Consider the following 14,412-nt stretch of genomic DNA (forward strand, 5'->3'; position numbering starts at 1 on the left):
CGGGGCGCGGATCGCACGTCCGGGTGGATCTTTCCCGCCCGAACGCTTTTCGGCGCTGTCGGCCGACACCGGCCGCGAGAGTTGCCGCATGATCACCGATCCGTCTTCCGCCCCCGATTCCTCCGACGAGCCCGCACCGGCGCACGCGCGCAACAGGCCCTCCCGTCGTACCGTCATCGCCGGTGCGGCCGCCATCGCGGGAGCCGGTGCGCTGACCGTCGCGGCCGCGTCCGCGGAGACCCCGCAGACGCCGGCCGGCGCTCGCCCCGATTGGGAGACCTGCCTCACCATCGCCCGCGCCATCCTCGTACGGGATGAGGACGATCAGCCCCTGGTGCCCCGCTACTCGGACGTCCTCCTGAAGAGCGGTCTGCCCCGGTCCCGCGCCCGCAAGAAGGTGCTGATCGTCGGCGCCGGGCCCGCCGGGCTCACCGCCGCCCACCTGTTGCGCGAAGCCGGGCACCAGGTCACCGTCATCGAGGCCAACGGCAATCGCGTGGGCGGCCGGATCAAGACCTTCCGTACCGGCGGCCACGAGAACTCCCCCGCACCCTTCGCCGACCCGAAGCAGTACGCCGAGGCCGGGGCCATGCGCATCCCCGACAGTCACCCGCTGGTGACCGGGCTGATCGACAGCCTCGGCCTCAAGCGCAGGCGCTTCCACCTGGTCGACGTCGACGGGGCCGGCCGCCCCGCCTACCGTACGTGGATCTACGTCAACGGCATCCGCGTACGCCGGGCCGACTACGCGCGCGGCCCGCAGGAGCTCAACCGCTCCTTCGGAGTCCCGGCGGCCTACGAGTCCCTGCCCGCCGCGCAGATCGTGCGCAATGCCTTCGCCCCCGTACGCAAGGAGATCGAGGGCAAGAAGGACAAGGAACTCGTCGAGGGCTGGGCCCGCGTGATCCAGCGTTACGGCCACATGTCGATGTACCGCTTCCTGACCGAGGAGGCGGGGCTCGACGAGCGGACCATCGACCTCATCGGCACGGTCGAGAACCTCACCTCCCGCCTGCACCTCGCTTTCGTCCACAGCTTCATCGGGGCTTCGCTGATCAGCCCCGACACGGCCTTCTTCGAACTCCCCGGCGGCACCGCCACCCTGGCCGACGCGCTCTACGCCAGGGTCAAGGACCTGGTCAGGCTCGATCGCCGCGCCACCCGCATCACGCACGGCGAGGGCAAGGTCACCGTCGACACCGTCTCCGAGGGCCGCGACGGCGCCCCCGTGCGGCGCGAGACCTTCACCGGCGACGCCGCGATCATCACCGTCCCGTTCTCCGGACTGCGCCACATCCCGGTGACCCCCGCCCTCTCCTACGGCAAGCGGCGCGCGGTCACCGAACTGCACTACGACGCCGCCACCAAGGTGCTGCTGGAATTCAGCCGCCGCTGGTGGGAGTTCGACGAGGCCGACTGGAAGCGCGAGCTGGAAGCCGTACGGCCCGGTCTCTACCGGAAGTACCAGCTCGGCCAGACCCCGGAGGACGGGAGCCTGATGGGCGCACACTCCTCCGTGCCCAGGGGCCTGGTCTCCGGTGCGCAGCGCGCCCACTACGCCGCCTGCCGCCCCGTCACCCGCGATCAGCCCCAGGCCGCCCACGTCATCGGTGGCGGCTCGGCGACCGACAACCCCAACCGCTTCATGTTCCAGCCCTCCTACCCCGTCGAGGGAAGCCCCGGCGGAGTGGTCCTCGCCTCCTACAGCTGGTCGGACGACGCCCTGAAGTGGGATTCCCTCGACGACGCGGAGCGCTATCCCCGCGCGCTCGCCGGGGTGCAGGAGGTGTTCGGGCAGCGGATCGAGGTGTTCTACACCGGCGTCGGACGCACCCAGTCCTGGATGCGCGACCCCTACGCCTACGGTGAGGCCTCCGTACTGCTGCCCGGCCAGCACACCGAGCTCTTCCCGCACGTCCGCAAGGCCGAAGGGAACCTGCACTTCGGCGGGTGCCACACCTCCGTCAAGCCCGCCTGGATCGAGGGGGCCCTGGAATCCGCGGTACGCACCGCGCTGGAGGTCAACTCGGCGCCGTAGGCGGAGCCGCACGGGAGCCGGGCCGGGGGCCGCGAGGCCGCCGCGCCCGGGCTCCCGTTCCCGTCGGCCCCGCCCACGTGCCGGGTTGCGTCAGTTCTCGGCGAGCACGATGAGCCAGTCGCCTTCGGCGAACCGGACGCGCTGCCGCTTGTCGGGATTGATCCGCACGCCGTAGGCGGGGGCGGTGGCGGCCTCCGCGCGCAGCCGGTATCCGATGGCGCTCTCACGTCGCCGCCGCGCCGACTCGACGACGGTGGCGAACGTGACCTCGCGGCCCGCCGCGACGTAGTGCGTGACCGGCTTCAGGTAGAGCTCACTCCCCTCCGCCCGGAACAACTCCTCGAAGACGGCGGCGAGGTAGGGGCTCTCGGAGATCTGGGTCATGAGGAGGCTGATCAGCCGACCGCTGACGATGAAGTCGGCGCCCTCCCGGGCAGGCGCGAGCAGCCGGTTCCCGTCGTCGGCCATCTCGGTGGTGAGCGCGAGTTCCCGGTGCGCGGCCTCCCCGATCGCCCGCAGGTGCAGCAGGGTGACGAGCGTTCTGTCGTCCGCCTCCGCCTCCAGCTCGGCCTCCGTCCGCGGATCGGTGGCGTCGGTGGCCGGGCGAGCCGTCTCGCCGATGACGATCACACCGTCGTACGACGGGACGTCGAGCTTGGCCAGGACGCCGGGGTCGGTGATGTCCCCGTTGTGCAAGGCCACTTCGAGATGGCGCCGGCCCATCACGACGGCCGGGTCGAGGGCCACGACGTCCAGGATGGTTCCGGGACTCACGTACTCGTCGAGCTGTTCCACGATGAGGGGAGCCCGGCGGTTCCAGCCGAGGAGCAGCAGGCGTTCGGCGCCGGGCGGCCGCGCGTCCTTCCTCACGATCGCGTCCTCGTCGACCCAGGGGGCCGCGTCCGCCGGCACGGCCGTGTCGTCGTCCTGGCAGACCACGATGATCTCGTCTCCCGTACCGATCAGGGTGCCGGGGTCCGGGTTGAGTGCGACGCTTCCGTCGGCGCCGAGCAGACCGGCCACCGAGGACGTGGCGAACGAGAGCAGAGCGTCCCCGTAGGTCCGCCCTGCGAGATCCAGGGCGGGCGTCGTGTAGAACTCGTCGCCCTTGAAGTCGAGCAGTTCCTGGTACACGAGCGAGAGGCCGGGCCGGCGGGCGGTCTGGACGAGGAGCCGGGCGACGATGTCGTCGACGCACAGGACCTGCCCTCCCGGCCCGGCTGCCAGTCGCGCCGTGACGAGGTTGCGGGTGTCACGGACCGCGGCGACGACCACCGCCTCTTTCCCGGCACCCGGGACCGCCGCGCCGAGAGCCAGCAGGGTTTTCACCACGTGGGCGTCACCGGTTTCCCCGTCGGGCGGCAGGACGAGTACGGCCTTCGCCGTCCGCGGACTCACCCTGGCCAGCTCCGTGGGGTCGGTGGTGCGGCCGCTGCGACAGATGATGCGGGTCCTGCCGGTGTCGGTGATGTGGGTGGAGATCTCCTCTTCCATCTCCGTCTTGTCCTTCGGAGCGAGCACGGCGAGGGCGGACCGGCGTTGGTTGGCGTTGGCCTCCACCAACTCCCCGATCACGGGGAAGATCTGGTCGGACCAGCCCAGGATGACGGTGTGCCGTGTCTCGAGCACCGTGGAGTGGCCCAGGCGAAGGGCCATGATGCGCCGGTTGATGCCCGTGGTGATCAGACTGACCAGCGTCGACACGAACAGCAGGGCCACCAGGGCCAGGGTCACGGAGGCCAGTACGTACAGGGGAGGCCCGACCGCGCCCCCGATCTTGAGCGTCTGGCCCACGCTGACCCACACCGCCGTCAGCCGACCGGAGAGTGTCGTCGGCCCCGTACGATCGGCCCAGACGAGCACCATGCTCGCCGGGACCACGACGCTCAGGCAGGCCAGTGCCAGCCAGCCGACCAGCGCGGTGGTTCCCCCGGCCACCAGATGGTCGAACCTGTATCGCAGGCGCAGCCGGAGGGACGTCCTGTGCTGCCCCGCCATTGAAAGCTCCCGAGCCTGAGACCACGCGCCCACGGCGGCGGCTCCCCGCCGCCTCGGGCTCACGTTAGACAATTCCGGACGCCGTATCCCAACCAGGCCCCCCGTCCTCACCCGGAGGAATGAACGGGCCCGTGGGCCGGGTGCGTGTCCGGCTACAGGTACGGGTCGAAGGGGATGCCCGCCGGCTTGGCTTTCGCCAGGTGGGACGCGAGGGCGCCGTCCTTCAGGCCGAAGTGTGCGCTGCCGAAATCGGCCTGGCTGAGCTTGTCGCGGAGTGTCGCGGGGTAGCCGGACCACCCGACGAGCGCGGGGAACTGCCAGGTGCGGCGGTGGTTCTCAGGCGGTTCGTCATTGGTGTTCGCCGCGCGGAAGCAGTGCGTGCCGACGCCGTCCTTGTGGTAGACGATCTTGGGGTGGGTGCCGTCCCAGCGGATCTGGTCGCGCGCGTGGACGGCGAAGTCGCCGTGGGCGGACGTCGCGACGTACTTGGCCTCGTTGCCCTGGATCCACACCACCACGTGTTCCCAGTCGTGGCGGTGGCCGCCGACACTGATACCGGGGATGGCCTGGTCCTTCTCGAAGTACAGCGCGTAGATCACGGCGCACCAGCCGTTGTTGCAGGTCCAACGGGAGTAGCCGTTGGTGTTGTCGAGGTCCGAGGCGTCCCGGCAGTTGCCGTTGAGGGCGCCGGTGGGGTTGAGCCCGCCGTTGAGAACTCCGGTCGGGCCTATGGCGGGAGTCGGGTAGCAGCCGTCGGTGTCGTAGTCGTAGGCCGGCTGGAAGGCCAGCTCGATCGCGTCGGCCTGGCTGGGCAGGGCCGGGGGTGGCGCCGCGAAGGCCGCCTGAGGAACGCCGACCACCAGCGCGAGGGCGGCGCCGAAGACCGCTAAGGATCTCCGGATGTGACGGTTCGTCCGCACAGCGTGCCTCCTGGCCGGTCGGGTGCGCGGGGGCGGGCGGATCGCAACACCGTCGACCGACACGCCGGGAGCATCATTCGCGAACCCGGGCGGCACGGCAAGGGTCCGGGCAGCCCCTTTCCTGCCCGGATGTCGACTGACTACGTTTCACACCAGGAGAGATGACGGAATGTCAGAAATGAGCGTCCCGCACGGTCACAGTCCGAGGGCGTTCATCAGGACGATGGCCGTGAGGTTCAGGAGGATGACGGCGACGACGACGCCGATCACGACCCAGGCTCTGCGTGATTCGTCCATGTCCACGAGTCACCTCCCGACTCGGACCTCCCGCCACGTGCAGGTCCGGCGACCTCCAACCATGATGACCTGGTTTCCCGTGGCGCACAGGTCGCCACGCCGGGTCGATCAGGAGACCCAGGCTCCGGTCATGCCGAGGACTGCCGCGCCGTCCCGGTCGGCCAGCTTGGTGCCGGTGAACTCGCGGGCCCACTGGGATGTCTGGATGCGGAACGCGGGCTTTTCGGCCGTCAGCGCCTCCATCACCGCCTCGGCCGCGCCGGCGGGGGTCTGGGCGCCGTCCAGGAACTGGCCGACCGTACGGTCGATGTAGTGGCGCAGTGCGTCGGCGTAGGGTCCGGCCGCGGCGATGCGGGCTTCGATGTCGAGTCCGATGTTGTTGACGAACTCCGTGGCCACGGCGCCCGGTTCGATGACGGACACGCCCACTCCGACGGCGGCCGCGACGGGGGCCAGGCTCTCCATGTACCCCTCCACGGCGAACTTCGCGGCGCAGTAGGCCTCGTTGAAGGGCTGACCGATGACGCCGCCGACGCTGGTGACCGTGATCAGGCGGCCTCCGGTGGCCCGCAGGTGCGGCAGCGCGGCCTTGGAGACGTTCAGCACGCCGAAGAAGTTGACCTCCATGACATCGCGGACATCGCCGACGGATTCGAGTTCGAGGGTGCCGACATGCCCGGCGCCGGCGTTGTTCACGACGGCGTCCAGACGGCCGTAGTCGGCGATCACACCGTCCACGGCGGCTGCGACGGAGCGCTCGTCGACGACGTCGAGCTGCCGGATGTCCAGCTCGACGCCCGCCTCGGCGGCGGCCTTGCGGAGGGCGTCGGCCCGGCTGGTGTCGCGCAGCGTGGCGATCGTGCGCCATCCGGCCCGGGCGGCGGCCACGGCGGCCGCGAGGCCGATGCCGGAGGAGGTTCCCGTGATCAGGACGGTGCGGGCGGAGGTGCCGGGAGCGGCGGGGAACGAGGACATGGCGGGGCCTTTCACGGAACGTGATTTATGTGCGTGCACACACACTATAAAATTGTGTGCGTGTGCACGCAACACCTAGAATGCCGACATGGCGAAGAAGCTCACCGAAGCCGAGATGCCGGCGGCCGACTACGCGTTCTACGGGCTCGTCTGGGCCGGCACCGTGATGACCGACCGCGTCGACCGGGCGCTCATGAAGGGCCACGACCTCCCCGTCTCCTGGTTCGAGGTCATGCTGTGGCTGGCTTCCAGCCCCGAACCCGTACCCGCTTCCGTCCTCGGCAACAGCACCCTGCTCAGCCGCAGCCAGGTATCCCGGGTCGTGGATGCCCTGCAGTCCCGGGGCCTGGTGACCCGTACACCCTCGGCTCGCGACGCCCGGTCGGTGGAGGTCTCCCTCACGGAGGCGGGACGTACGGCCTTCGCCGAGGCCGACGCCACCCGTCGCGAAGCCCTGGCACCGGTCTTCACCGATCTGCTCGACCAGCGGGACCTGGAGGCGCTGGGAACCGTGTGGCGCAAGCTCAAGGCCGAGAAGGGCTAGCGAGAAGACCCTCGAGCGCCGTCGGAGGTGAGGGTCGCGGCGGCCGCGAAGAGGCGCGCGCAGCGCTGAGTCATGGCCTCCGGGGTCTGCTCCGGGTGCTTGACCCACCAGCGGACGAGGGTGGCGACCAGGTCCCGCCAGACGTACTTGAGCGCGTCCGCGTCCAGCGGGTCGGTGGATCCGGCCGCGCGCAGCAGTTCGGCGGTGCCGCCCGCGGCGAGCCGGTCGATGGCCGACCAGTACTCCGATGCCCGGCGCGCGGCCTCGCCGCCGGGCGGCAGGGTGGTGTCGTAGAGCACGAACCACGCCTCCCGTCGCCCCTCCAGCGCGGTGAAGATGCCGTGGAGCACGCGCAGCGGCGTGTGCGGGGCGGTCCCGTCGGGGCCCATCGCCGTCCGGATGGCATCCAGGAGCCGGTCCCCGACGGGGACCAGGCAGGCGAGGTACAAGTCCTCCTTGGTGCCGAGGTACTGGTGCAGCAGCGTCTTGGTGACGCCCACGCGCGCGGCGATCGCGGGGAGCGACGCGGCCGCGTAGCCGCGGGTCCCGAACTCCTCCGTGGCAGCCTCCAGCATCTGTTGCCGGCGGTGTTCCCTCGGGACTCCCTTGGTGCCGGCTTTCGAAGGTGGGACTGCCATCGGGGTTGCCATGCGCCGATATTATCAGTAGGTAATTTACCTCTCGGTAAATTCCTGCGACCTCTGGAGCGCATCCATGGCCGGCACCATCACGCAGCCGACGTCCCGCACCCGCTCCTGGTGGGGCTGGGGCTGGGCGGACGCGCATCCCGACGACGCGGAATGCGCCGCGATGGGCGCCCTGCTCCCCGGCACCCTCGCCCGCCCGCTCCCCGTGCCCCGCGTCCGCGACCTGGGCATCGGCGGCCCCACCGTGGAACCCCCGCAGAGCCTCGCCCACCTGGTCACCTCCGACCCCGGGGACCGCGCCGCCCACGCCATGGGCAAGGCGTACCGCGACGTGGTGCGCGCCCTGCGCGGGCGGCCAGGCCGCATCCCCGATCTCGTCGCCCGCCCTACGGACGACCGGGGCGTGGCAGACCTGTTGGAGTGGGCGGGCGACCGACGGATCGCCGTCGTCCCGTACGGCGGGGGCTCTTCGGTCACCGGGGGCGTGGAGTACCGCGGCGACGCCCACCGGGCGGTGCTGTCCCTCGACCTGACCGCCCTGGGACGCGTCCTGGAGGTCGACACCGAGGGCCGGGCCGCGCGCATCCAGGCCGGCACGCTCGGGCCGAGCCTGGAGGACCAACTACGGCCCCACGGCCTCACCCTGCGGCACTTCCCGCAGAGCTTCGAGTTCTCCACCCTCGGCGGTTGGCTCGCCACCCGTGCCGGCGGTCACTACGCCACCGGCCGCACGCACATCGACGACTTCGTACAGTCGCTGCGCGTGGTCACCCCGGCCGGCACGAGCAGCTCCTGGCGGCTGCCCGCCTCCGGCGCGGGCCCCTCCCCCGACCGGCTGTTCCTGGGCTCCGAAGGGGCTCTCGGCGTCATCACCGAGGCCTGGGTCCGCCTCCAGGAACGCCCCCTCCACAAGGCGTCCGCGGCAGTCTCCTTCACCCGCTTCGCCGACGCGCTCCGCGCGGTACGCGCCATCGCGCAGTCCGACCTCTCCCCCGCCAACTGCCGTCTGCTGGACGCCGGCGAGGCCGCACTGTCGGGCGCCGCACACGACGGCTCCGCCGTGCTGGTCCTTGGGTTCGAGTCGGCCGACGAACCGGTGGCCGCCCGGCTCGGGCGGGCCCTCGACCTGGCCCGCTCACACGGCGGAACGGCCGGTACGAACGAGGGATCCGGCGGTGACGCCGCCGTGGGCGCATGGCGCTCAGCCTTCCTGCGGATGCCCTACCTCCGCGATGGTCTGGCCAGGATGGGCGCGGTCGCGGAGACCTTCGAGACGGCAGCCACCTGGGACCGGATCCCCGGCCTGATCGACGCGGTACGAACCGAGGTCGGTGCGGCGGCGCTCAAGGCCACCGGACACCCCGCGACCGTCAACTGCCGCCTGACCCATGTCTATCCGGACGGCGCGGCGCCCTACTTCACCGTCCTCGCAGCCGGTCGGGCCGGTGACGAGGACGCCCTCTGGGACGACCTCAAGGCCGTCGCGGTCGAGGTTCTGCACCGCCACCGGGCCACGATCACCCACCACCACGCCGTCGGCCGCGACCACCGCCCGGGCTACGACCGCCAGCGCCCCGAGCCCTTCGCGCTCGCACTGCGGGCCGTCAAGGGGGCGCTCGATCCGCTGGGCATCCTCAACCCCGGGGTGCTCGTTGACTGAACGGGCCTTCGAGTAGCCGGTTGCCAGGAGGCCTGCCAGGCTGTTGGAAGCGATCACCGGGAGGCGTCGGTGCTGCTCGAAGGCGTGATGCTGCTGTGGTTCCTGCAAGTGGCCATCTCGGTGGTCTTCGTCGCCGTCGACATCCGCAGAACGCCGGAAGCGACGGTGATGAAGTGGGGCTTCGTCGTCATCACCGCCTTCAGCGGCCTGTTCGGCGCCCTGATGTACGTGCTGAGCTGCCGCGAGCCGCTGCCCGGGACGCACGAGCAGTACGTGGCGGCGAAGTGGCGACAGGTCGTCGGATCGACCATGCACTGCGTGGCCGGCGACGGCATCGGCATCCTCGCCGCCGCGGTGATCACATACAACCTGGGGCTCCAGCCGTGGGCGGAGCTGCTGTGCGAGTACGTCCTGGGCTTCCTGTTCGGCTGGATGGTCTTCCAGGCCCTCTTCATGAAGGACATGTTCGGCGGCTACCGCGAGTCGATGAAGAAGACGTTCATCGCGGAGCTGCTGTCCATGAACGCGGTCATGGGCGGCATGACGGCGGTCATGAACCCCTGGATGACCAACACCATGCCTCACCCCAGCCCCACAGGACCCACCTTCTGGTTCATCATGTCCATCTCCCTGTGCGCCGGCTTCCTCGTGGCGCTGCCGATGAACTGGTGGCTGGTGGACCGTGGGCTCAAGCACGGCATGATGACCGTCCGCCACATGAAGCCGGTTCCCCTCGCCGCGGGAGTGGCCCTCGCCGGCGCGGCCCTCGCCGGCCGGCAGGGCCCCGCAACCGCCGAGGGGCATGGCCACCACACGATGAAGCCCGGGGTAGGCCGCCGCCGACTCGCCGTCATGACGGTGGTCAGCTTCCTCTTCTTCGCCGCCGGAATCGTGATCGCCGGCATCTTCGGGCACCTGGCCATGTGATCCGTCCCGCGGCATCGCGGGCCGCGGCCCCGCCGCGGGATCGGGTGCGGCGGGGCCGGGATGCGTGGGGCTTCAGGACGTCGGCACCGGAACTTCCGGCGCCAGCGAGTTGCCCGCGGGGATGTTGCCGCAGTCGGACGGGGCGTTCCTGCCCTCGAACCGGTCGGCCAGCCAGCTCATCGCGACGGGCGCCCAGACGACGGGCACGCCGACGTGGCTGAGCAGGTCGAACTGCTGGTACTTGATCGATCCGTTGCCGGTCGCGCAGTACTGGCGGGCGAGTGCCCGCACGTCTCCGGCGACCATGACCCCGTCTCCGGTGCCGATGCCCGGGCGGTTGCTGAAGGTTCCTTCCAGGACTCCCCCGTTGCCCTGCGCGATGAACCCCGGGATGGCCGGGGTGGCCGCCGAGCCGAGGTTGATCCTGTTCACCGCCTCGACGAAGACGGGCACCGAGTTCGGGTCGGCGTACTGCGGCTTCGCCAGCTTCTTCCAGGTCAGCCCGGGGTAGTGACCCAGCGCGTCGACGATCGAACCGTGCTCCAGCTTCTGGTACACCTCCAGGCCGTAGCTGCTCAGGTAGGGCTTGAGGTCGATGCCGTACGACCGGGAGACGCCGATGATCGCCATGGGGATGACGCCCGTCCACACGAGGGAGCCGTCCACGTACTTGAGGTTGTGCGCCGGGTCCACGAGCAGACCGCCCTCGGCGAAACCCACCAGCTTGCTGTTGACCTCGGGCGCGTAGGCCGGTGCGAGCGCGGCCGCCCAGTTGGTCGCGATGGCGCCGCCGGAGTATCCCATCAGACCGAACCTGGTGTCGGCGTTCATGCCGGTCTCCGCGGACCTGGTCGCGGCGCGGATCGAGTCCAGCGTGTTGGTCGCGTACTCCGGGCCGGCCGCGAAGTTGGCGGTCTGTCCCTCCGTGTCCGGGATGACGAGGTTGTAGCCCTGCAGCAGGAGCGGCACCAGGAAGACGGCCTCGGCGTTCGGGATGGCGCCGCCCAGGGTGAGGTCACCGGCGATGGCCCGGGAGGGGCCGTCCTCGGGGCTGAGCGAGTCGTAGAACGACTGGTAGGAAACGGCCTTGCCGCCGTCGCCCGTCAGGCTGCGCACCACCGTGGTCACGTTGGCGGACGGACGGCCCTGGGCATCGGTCGTGCGATACAGCAGTTGGATCGCCGTGACCGGCGTGGGAAGGCCCACGAGGTGGTACTGCAGCGTCCGCGTCTTCAGCACGGTGCCCGGTGCGAACGAAGCCAGGGGCTCGCTGCCCGAGTAGGTGTAGAACGGGTCGCTCGCGGTGGCACTCGACGGCGTGACCGCGGCGGCCGTGGCCACCGGAGCGGCGGTCACGGCCAGCGCGGCGACGAGGCCGGTGGCCAGGAGACGAACAGCGTTTCTGGACATGACTCCCCCGAATCGTGGAATGGGATCGCTCGACTTGTCGGAGATGGAAGGTGTCAGCGGCACTTCCGTACCTCGGTGCGGAACGCGGCGGGCCTGTTGTGCGGGCACGGCGGTCCTCCGGTACGGGTGGGGGCGTGGGGATCCGGTGGAGGATGCCGTCGGGGTTCGAACGCTTCTGGCCATCCACCGGGCTGACGTGTTACCAACTAGTAAGTAACGTCCCGTAAACCAGCATGGGGGTGTTACGGGGGCGTGTCTCCGGGTGGGACAACAGAAATTCGTGAGGTGGATTGTGACCGCGTCCAAACCCGCGGAAGGCTCCGTGGAGCCGCGGTTCGGCGGCATCCCGGTGCACAAGCGGCTCCTGGCCGCCGCGCCGGCCCTGGCGCCCGCGGTGATGGCCCGGCTCGTGGAGCAGTTGCCCGCCTACGGCGCACTGCCCTCGGAACAGCTCCAGGGCGAGATCACCAAGGAGGTGGACCGCGGGATCCGGGCCTTCATCCAGGTGCTGCGCGGCGGCGGGCTGCCGGAGGAGGCCGAGCTGGCGAGGATCAGCGAGTCGTCGGCCCGGCGCGCCGACGAGGGCGTGCCGCTGGAGGCCGTGGTCGGCGCCTACCACTTCGGTGCGCAGGAGTGCGCGGCCCAGGTCCTTTCGGCGGCCGAGCCGGGCGACCTGCCGGATGTGCTGCTGGTCCAGCGCCGGTTGCTCGACTACCTCCGCCTGGTGAGCTGCGCGGTCGCGGCAGGGTACGTACAGGAGCGACAGGCGGCCCTCGGTGACGAACAGGTCGCCCGGCAGTCCCTGATGTCCCGGCTGCTGGAGGGCGGCAGCCCGCAGGCCGCGGCCGACCGCGCCGGCATCCGGCTGCCTCCGTCCTACCTCGTCCTGGGCATCACCATGGGACCGCACCCGGATGAACTGCGGCCCGGTGTGAACCACTCGGTCGCCGGTCGCCGTAAACTCCGGCGGCTGCGCAACGAACTGCTGCGCCACACACCGGGTGTCCCACTGTCCGTACTGTCCGGCGACGGCGGGCTGGTGCTGATCCCGCGCGAGACGGCGGCCGCCGACTTCGCCGCCGCGGACCGGGAGCGGCTCACCCGGCTCGTCGAGCAGCTCGGTCGGATGTGCGGCGCCGAGCTGTTGGTGGCGGCGGCCGCCGCCGCACCGGACGGCGTCGCGGACGCCGCCCGGATGGTCGGCGAGGTGCGGAGGGTGGCGGAGGCATCCGGCCGGGGGCCCGGGCTCTACCTGCTCGACGATGTGCTTCTGGAGTACCAGCTGAGCCGCCCGAGCCCGGCCAGGGACGGGCTCGCGGCGCTGCTCGGCCCGCTGGACGGGCGCCCGGAACTGCTCGACACGCTGCGCACCTTCCTCGCCTGCGGCCTCGACCGGCGCCGGGCCGCCGCCCGACTCCAGGTCCACCCCAACACGGTGGACTACCGCCTGCGCAAGGCGACGGAGCTCACCAGACTGGACGCGGCGCGGGGCGCGGACCTGCTGACGCTGCACGGCGCGCTGGCCGCCCACGACGCCGTACGGCAGGGCGAGCCCACCGCCGGCTGACGTGCCGCACGAAGACGACCTCCCCCTGCCAGGAATACCCTCCAGGGGTACATGGTTCAGCGGCGCGGCCCTGCTGCCGATGACCGCGCTGCTGATGGTGGTCATGACCACGCTCACCGGACGCCTGCTCGGCCGTTTCGGAGCGAAGCCCCTGATCGCGAGCGGTCTGCTGGTGCTCGCCGCCGGGCGCTCGCCCGGCGGCCCCCTCCGGTCGGCTCGAACTAGGAGGCGGCCAGGGCCTCCAGGGCGGGGACCGTTTCGGCCGGGCTCGGCAGGGCGGCGTTCTCCGCGCGAAGGCGGGCGGCGGCCTCGGCCAGGGCCGGGTCGGTGATGAGGCGGGTCAGGAGCGGGGCGTCGACGTCGTCAGAGGCGGAGCGCAGGGCGGCACCGGTCGCGGTGAGGGCGTCGGCATTGGTGAAGTGGTCGGCGCCCTGTGGCAGCAGGAGCTGGGGCAGGCCGGCCTGCAGGGCGGTGAGCAGGGTGCCCGAGCCCCCGTGGTGGATCAGTGCGTCGGAGGCGGTCAGCAGCTCGGCGAGCGGGATCCAGGGCAGTGGGCGGACGTTGTCCGGAAGGGTGCCGAGCGGCGTGAGGTCGGCGTCGCCGACGGCCAACAGGAACTCGGCGTCCACCTCGGCGGCGGCCTCGATCACGCGGACGATGGCGCGGACACCGTCCAGCTGGGTGAGCACGGTGCCCAACGTGACGGTGACGCGCGGGCGTGTGCCGCGGCGGAGCAGCTCGACGGGGACGGTGCCGCCGCCGTTGTAGGGGATGTAGCGCATCCGCAGGCCGCCCGGGTCGCCGCCGAGCGAGGCGGGGACGACGTTCAGCGCGGTGGGCTCGGCCGGGCCGTCCACCTTGTACGTCTCGTACACGTCGGTGAAGTTGGCGGCGAGCCGGCCGACCATGTCGAGGCCGGAGCTGACGCCGAAGTTCTGGATCACCGACGGGATCTTGAGTTTGGCCGCGACCAGCGGAGCGGAGGCCTGGAAGGCATCGTGGACCAGCAGGTCGGCGCCCCAGCTTTCGGCGGCCTTCAGCAGGCCCTCCACGGTGGGGCGGGAAGCGAACGCGAAAGCGCGGGCCGCCCTGTCGCGGATCTCGTCCTGGGTCATGTCCGGGGCGACGTAGCGCGTGTCTCCGCCGGTGGACCGCTCGAACGCCTCCCACAGGGTGCTGCCGTCACCTATCTCCACGATGGGGAAACCGGTCTCGCGGAGCTGCTTCAGCGGCTGCGCGTTGGCGAACAGCACCTCGTGACCCGCCGCGCGCAGGGCCTGGGCAGTCGGGATCATCGGGAAGAGGTGGCCGGCCGCAGCCGGTCCGGTGAAGAGGACGCGCACGATTTCTCCCTGCCAAGTGGTGTGCCGGTCGTGGCGATTCGCACGAACTCGCCACGTTCTCTTGGAGAACTACCGGGAACGTGCAT

At 71.0% G+C, this 14,412-nt stretch carries 11 protein-coding genes; 5 read left to right on the forward strand and 6 right to left on the reverse strand.

The annotated features are described in order from the left end of the window. Window positions 1–88: 88 nt before the first annotated feature. Window positions 89–2,038: a flavin monoamine oxidase family protein gene (locus tag ACGFYU_RS06055; protein WP_393826051.1), complete on the forward strand. Its 1,950-nt coding sequence runs from the start codon at window positions 89–91 to the stop codon at window positions 2,036–2,038. A gap of 90 nt (window positions 2,039–2,128) precedes the next feature. On the opposite strand, the gene ACGFYU_RS06060 is transcribed toward ACGFYU_RS06055, so the two are convergent. From ACGFYU_RS06060 to ACGFYU_RS06070, 3 genes are all read right to left on the reverse strand, one after another. Beyond that, window positions 2,129–4,036, reverse strand: a complete 1,908-nt coding sequence (locus ACGFYU_RS06060) for an NAD-binding lipoprotein (RefSeq protein ID WP_393826052.1) — start codon at window positions 4,034–4,036, stop codon at window positions 2,129–2,131. A 152-nt stretch (window positions 4,037–4,188) separates the two neighbouring features. Further along, entirely contained in the window at window positions 4,189–4,956 is a 768-nt protein-coding gene (locus ACGFYU_RS06065; protein ID WP_393826053.1) for an NPP1 family protein, read from the reverse strand. Between the two features lie 405 nt (window positions 4,957–5,361). Continuing rightward, the gene (locus ACGFYU_RS06070; RefSeq protein ID WP_393826054.1) at window positions 5,362–6,228 is read right to left on the reverse strand and encodes an SDR family oxidoreductase; all 867 of its coding nucleotides are present in this window, start codon (window positions 6,226–6,228) and stop codon (window positions 5,362–5,364) included. A gap of 88 nt (window positions 6,229–6,316) precedes the next feature. Here ACGFYU_RS06070 and ACGFYU_RS06075 point away from each other — a divergent pair, with 88 nt between their 5' ends. Beyond that, window positions 6,317–6,772, forward strand: coding sequence for a MarR family winged helix-turn-helix transcriptional regulator (locus ACGFYU_RS06075; RefSeq protein WP_393826055.1), 456 nt, complete (start codon window positions 6,317–6,319; stop codon window positions 6,770–6,772). Here the strand turns inward: ACGFYU_RS06075 and ACGFYU_RS06080 are convergent. Beyond that, window positions 6,769–7,410 (reverse strand): TetR/AcrR family transcriptional regulator, encoded by a 642-nt coding sequence (locus ACGFYU_RS06080; RefSeq protein ID WP_393826056.1) that lies wholly within the window; start codon window positions 7,408–7,410, stop codon window positions 6,769–6,771. The two genes, ACGFYU_RS06075 and ACGFYU_RS06080, sit on opposite strands and share 4 nt — an antisense overlap. A 76-nt stretch (window positions 7,411–7,486) precedes the next feature. On the opposite strand from ACGFYU_RS06080, the gene ACGFYU_RS06085 reads away from it, so the two are divergent. Continuing rightward, the gene (locus tag ACGFYU_RS06085; RefSeq protein ID WP_393826057.1) at window positions 7,487–9,079 is read left to right on the forward strand and encodes an FAD-binding oxidoreductase; all 1,593 of its coding nucleotides are present in this window, start codon (window positions 7,487–7,489) and stop codon (window positions 9,077–9,079) included. A gap of 69 nt (window positions 9,080–9,148) precedes the next feature. Next, on the forward strand, window positions 9,149–10,006 hold the full coding sequence (locus ACGFYU_RS06090; protein WP_393826058.1) for a DUF4396 domain-containing protein: 858 nt from the start codon (window positions 9,149–9,151) through the stop codon (window positions 10,004–10,006). Window positions 10,007–10,078: 72 nt separating this feature from the next. Here the strand turns inward: ACGFYU_RS06090 and ACGFYU_RS06095 are convergent, their stop codons facing one another. Beyond that, window positions 10,079–11,416 (reverse strand): lipase family protein, encoded by a 1,338-nt coding sequence (locus tag ACGFYU_RS06095; protein ID WP_393826059.1) that lies wholly within the window; start codon window positions 11,414–11,416, stop codon window positions 10,079–10,081. Between the two features lie 292 nt (window positions 11,417–11,708). Here ACGFYU_RS06095 and ACGFYU_RS06100 point away from each other — a divergent pair, with 292 nt between their 5' ends. Then, complete coding sequence (locus tag ACGFYU_RS06100) at window positions 11,709–12,983, forward strand: PucR family transcriptional regulator (protein WP_393826060.1); 1,275 nt, start codon at window positions 11,709–11,711, stop codon at window positions 12,981–12,983. A gap of 221 nt (window positions 12,984–13,204) precedes the next feature. Here ACGFYU_RS06100 and ACGFYU_RS06105 read toward each other — a convergent pair whose 3' ends face one another. After that, the gene (locus tag ACGFYU_RS06105) at window positions 13,205–14,326 is read right to left on the reverse strand and encodes a nucleotide disphospho-sugar-binding domain-containing protein (protein ID WP_393826061.1); all 1,122 of its coding nucleotides are present in this window, start codon (window positions 14,324–14,326) and stop codon (window positions 13,205–13,207) included. Window positions 14,327–14,412: the final 86 nt, after the last annotated feature.

The organism is Streptomyces sp. NPDC048337 (genome assembly GCF_043201175.1).
GTDB lineage: Bacteria > Actinomycetota > Actinomycetes > Streptomycetales > Streptomycetaceae > Streptomyces.